Raw genomic sequence first — 4,031 nt, 5'->3', positions numbered from 1 at the left:
GGGCCTGCGTGTCGCCGGCCATGGCGGCCTTGCAATACAGTGCAATGGCGGCATCCGCGTCTTTGGGCACCCCTTCGCCGTGCTCCAGTGCGCGGGCCTCTTCGCGCCAGGCAAGCACCTGCGTAGCGTCCACCGGGCTGTTGGCGTGTGCGCTGGCGGCCACGCCCAGCAGCAGGGCGCACAGGCTCAGCAAAAGGGGGTGGCGGCGGATCATGGCAGGAGAACGCGTCCGGGGTTCATGAGGTTGTTGGGGTCCAGCGCCTGCTTGATGGCGCGCATCAGACCGATGGCGACCGGGTCCTTGTAGTGCGGCAGGGTGGCCGCCTTCAGGCTGCCCACGCCGTGCTCGGCGCTGATGGAGCCATGGTAGCGCGCCACCGCGCCAAACACCAGTGCATTGACGCGCGCTTCCTCCGTCTGAAGGAAGTCCTGCGCGTTGGCGCCCAGCGGGGCTTGCACGTTGTAGTGCAGGTTGCCGTCGCCCAGGTGGCCGAAGTTCACCAGCCGCACGCCGGGAATGGCCTGCGTCAGCAAGGCGTCGGCCTCTTCACAAAAGGCCGGGATGCGCGAGACCGGGATGCTGATGTCGTGTTTGATGTTCAGGCCTTCTTCGGCCTGGGCCATCGGAATGCTCTCCCGGATGTGCCAGAGCTGGCCCGCTTGCGCCAGGTTCTCGGCCACCACCGCGTCGCTCACCAGTTCTTGCTCCAGCGCCGTTTCCAGCAGGCGTTCGAACAGCGCGCGGGCGTGGGTTTCGGACTCGGTGTCGCTGTTTTCCAGCAGCACACAGAAAGGCGAGCTTTGCCACAGCGGCACCCGCTGGGCCGGGAAATGGCGCGCCACGAGCCCGAGCGCAAACTGGCCCATGACCTCAAAGCCGGTCAAGCCCGCGCCCAGTTGCTGCTGCGCCAGCCCCAGCAGCCGCACCGCCGCTTCGAGCGAAGGCACGGCGGCCCAGGCGGTGAGTTGCGCGGCGGGTTGCGGGTACAGCTTCAAGGTGGCCGCTGTGATGATGCCCAACGTGCCTTCGCTGCCAATGAACAGGTCGCGCAGGTCGTATCCGGTGTTGTCCTTGCGCAGGCCGGTCAGACCGTGCCAGACCTCGCCTTGCGCGGTCACGACTTCCAGGCCCAGGCACAGTTCGCGCGCATTGCCGTAGCGCAGCACCTGGGTGCCGCCGGCGTTGGTGGCCAGGTTGCCGCCTATCGTGCAACTGCCTTCGGCGGCCAGACTGAGCGGAAACAGCAAGCCCGCTTGATCGGCCGCTTGCTGCAGGTTTTGCAAGATGCAGCCCGCTTCGACGGTGACCGTGAGGTTGGCCTTGTCGAGCGCGCGCACCGCCTGCATGCGGCCGAGGCTGAGCAGCACCTGCGTGCCGCTGGCATCGGGCACCGAACCCACCACCAGGCCGGTATTGCCGCCTTGCGGCACGATGGACGCGCCCGCCGCCGCGCAAGCGCGCACCACCGCCGCCACCTCGGGCGTGCTGCCCGGGCGCACCACCGCCAGCGCACGGCCTTGCGCGCGGCGGCGCCAATCGTTTTCCCAGGCGCTGAGGTCGGTGGCCGGGTCTTCGTGCGTGAGCACATGGGCCTCGCCCACGGCCTGCCGCAACTCGGCGAGCAAGCCGCTCATGGTTGGGGGGCGTCGGGCGCCGGGGACGTTGGTGCCAGGCCTTCGGGCAGGGTGCGGCGGGCCACTTCGGCCTTGACCGCGTCCTGGTTGGCGTGGCGCAGGCGGATGCGCACATGCAGCGCGCAGGCCACGAACAGCGCGCTGCACAGCAGCACTTCCACACCGGCCAGCCAGGCGCTCAAGCCGTGGTCGCTGGTGGCGCGCACCGCACCTTCGGCGAAATACAGCCAGATCATCAGACTGACCCAGCGGTAGGTGTACATGCGGTTCTTCAGCAAGCCGACCAGCGGCAGCAGCAGCGGAAACACCTTGAGCACCAACCAGGAGCCGCCCGGTCGCAAGGGGGCCAGCCACAACTCCCAGGCCAGACTGAGCAGGATCAGGCCCAGCAGGCTGCCCACCGCCAGCAGGCGCGTCCAGCGTATCGAGGCAACAGGAACAGGGGCAAGGTTTTCGGTGGACATCAGGGGAGTGCGTTGCGGGGGCGGGCCAAACGGGCAGGGGTGTTTCCAGGGCGCAGGGCACAGCGGGCGCAAGGTTTCATCCAACATCTGGGATGATACCGGCATGACTCTTTCCGACCGCTTGCAGGACATGGAAACCCTGCTGCGCAGCCTCTGGCTCGATACGCTGAATTTTCCCTGGCGCAACACGGCGGTGACGCTGCGCGAGCGCTTCCGCGAAGACCGCCTGGGCGTGACGGCCAGCAGTCTGACCTTCACCACCACCATTTCACTGGTGCCGCTGTTCACCGTGGCGTTGGCCGTTTTCAGCGCCTTCCCCATGTTTGACCGGTTGCAGAAGAATTTGCAGCAATGGCTGGTGACCAGTCTGGTGCCGGGCGACATCGCACGCCAAGTCTTGAGCTACCTGAACCAGTTCGCGGCCAAGGCGGGCCAGATGGGTTGGGCCGGTGCGCTGGCCTTGCTGGTCACGGCGCTGGCCCTGATCCTCACCATCGACCGCAAGCTCAACGACATCTGGCGCGTGCGCGAAAGCCGCCCGCTGACCCAGCGTGTGCTGGTGTACTGGGCGGTGCTCACGCTGGGCCCCTTGTTGCTGGCGGGCAGCCTCACCGCCACCTCGTACGCCTTGTCGTCCTCCAAAGGGCTGGTGGCCGCACTGCCGGGTGGGCTCAAGTTCCTGCTCGACACCTTGCAATTTGGCCTGATGGCTGGCGGGGTGGCGGCGCTGTACCGCTATGTGCCCAACACCCATGTGCGCTGGGCGCATGCCTTGCTCGGTGGGCTGTTTGTGGCCAGCGGCCTGGAGCTGGCCAAAAAACTGCTGTCCTGGTATTTGTCCACCGTGCCCACCTATTCGGTGGTTTACGGCACTTTTGCCAGCGTGCCGATCCTGCTGGTCTGGATTTACCTGGCCTGGGTCATTGTCTTGCTGGGCGCGGTGGTGGCGGCCTACCTGCCCAGCCTGCTGAGCGGCATTGCGCGGCGCGGCGACACACCGGGCTGGGCGTACCAGCTGGCCTTGGAGGCGGTGACCCAATTGCAGCGCGCACGTACACAAGAGGCCGGGCAGGCCTTGCCGCTCGAACCCCGGGGCCTGAGCCTGGCGGCTTTGGCGCAGGTGTTGCGGGTGGACGGCTTGCAACTGGAAGAACCCTTGCAGGCCTTGCGCCAGCTCGACTGGGTGGGCTGCCTGGACGAAGACGAAGGGCGCTGGGTACTGTTGGTCGACCCCGATGCCACGCCGCTGGCGCCGCTGGTCAACCGCCTGTTGTTGCGCCGGGCCTTGCACACCGAAGCCATGTGGCAGGCCAGCGGCTGGGACGTGCTCAGCCTGCGCCAGGCGATGGAAGCGCAGTCCGGCACCACGGACTGAGGCGCTGTGCGGCCACTGGGTGGCTCAACGGTTAAAGGGAAACCTTGCCCAGCCACATGTCCTTGTACATGACCCAGTCGCCCATGAAGCTGTAGAGCGGACGCTTGAAGCTGGCGGGTTTGTTCTTCTCGAACACGAAATGCCCGATCCAGGCGCAGGCGTAGCCCGCCAGCAAGCCGTACAGCAGGTATTGGGGCTTGCCGGTCCAGAACACCATCGCCAGGCAGATCAAGCCCAGGCTGCTGCCCAGAAAATGCATGCGGCGGCAGTTGCGGTTGGCGTGTTCTCCCAGGTAGAAGGGGTAGAAGTCGTGGAACGACTGGATGGATTGGATGCGTTCCACGTCGCGGGCGGTGTCGTTCATGTCGTGTCTCCAAAAGGGGCGTTGCGGGGCCGATGATGTTTGCACCAATCAGTCTAGGGCCTGTTCACACTATTTGTCCAAGATGCGTTGCGGATCAAAAAGGCCATGCGCAAGGCGCCACATGCAACCGATGGGGCAGCCGGGGCTTCCCCCCGGCCAGGCTTTGCAACGCCGCGCATGGCCATTTTGGCCG

General features: G+C 66.3%; 5 protein-coding genes. 1 reads left to right on the top strand and 4 read right to left on the bottom strand.

Going from position 1 to position 4,031, the window contains the following annotated elements:
* The 3 genes from ABYB95_RS18495 to ABYB95_RS18485 form a co-directional block, all read right to left on the bottom strand.
* The coding region (locus ABYB95_RS18495; RefSeq protein ID WP_372660186.1) for an SEL1-like repeat protein at positions 1 to 214 on the bottom strand (214 nt) is incomplete at its 3' end.
* Positions 211 to 1,635: an FAD-binding oxidoreductase gene (locus ABYB95_RS18490; RefSeq protein WP_372660184.1), complete on the bottom strand. Its 1,425-nt coding sequence runs from the start codon at positions 1,633 to 1,635 to the stop codon at positions 211 to 213. The genes ABYB95_RS18490 and ABYB95_RS18495, both read right to left, overlap by 4 nt.
* On the bottom strand, positions 1,632 to 2,099 hold the full coding sequence (locus ABYB95_RS18485; RefSeq protein ID WP_372660182.1) for a DUF2069 domain-containing protein: 468 nt from the start codon (positions 2,097 to 2,099) through the stop codon (positions 1,632 to 1,634). Before ABYB95_RS18485 ends, ABYB95_RS18490 begins: the two co-directional genes overlap by 4 nt.
* Before the next feature lie 103 nt (positions 2,100 to 2,202).
* Here ABYB95_RS18485 and ABYB95_RS18480 point away from each other — a divergent pair, with 103 nt between their 5' ends.
* Positions 2,203 to 3,474 (top strand): YihY family inner membrane protein, encoded by a 1,272-nt coding sequence (locus tag ABYB95_RS18480; RefSeq protein WP_372660180.1) that lies wholly within the window; start codon positions 2,203 to 2,205, stop codon positions 3,472 to 3,474.
* 31 nt (positions 3,475 to 3,505) lie between these two features.
* On the opposite strand, the gene ABYB95_RS18475 is transcribed toward ABYB95_RS18480, so the two are convergent.
* On the bottom strand, positions 3,506 to 3,838 hold the full coding sequence (locus ABYB95_RS18475; protein WP_372660178.1) for an Mpo1-like protein: 333 nt from the start codon (positions 3,836 to 3,838) through the stop codon (positions 3,506 to 3,508).
* Positions 3,839 to 4,031: the final 193 nt, after the last annotated feature.

It is taken from the genome of Hydrogenophaga sp. (genome assembly GCF_041633695.1).
Taxonomy (GTDB): Bacteria; Pseudomonadota; Gammaproteobacteria; order Burkholderiales; family Burkholderiaceae_C; genus Hydrogenophaga.
The sequence above is the reverse complement of the archived record's forward strand: the minus strand, read 5'-3'. Positions and strand labels throughout refer to the sequence as shown.

Excerpts from the sequence above, each read along its gene's own strand:
- ABYB95_RS18490 (WP_372660184.1), bottom strand. The coding sequence starts at position 1,635 with ATGAGCGGCTTGCTCGCCGAGTTGCGGCAGGCCGTGGGCGAGGCCCAT.
- ABYB95_RS18485 (WP_372660182.1), bottom strand. The coding sequence starts at position 2,099 with ATGTCCACCGAAAACCTTGCCCCTGTTCCTGTTGCCTCGATACGCTGG.
- ABYB95_RS18480 (WP_372660180.1), top strand. The coding sequence starts at position 2,203 with ATGACTCTTTCCGACCGCTTGCAGGACATGGAAACCCTGCTGCGCAGC.
- ABYB95_RS18475 (WP_372660178.1), bottom strand. The coding sequence starts at position 3,838 with ATGAACGACACCGCCCGCGACGTGGAACGCATCCAATCCATCCAGTCG.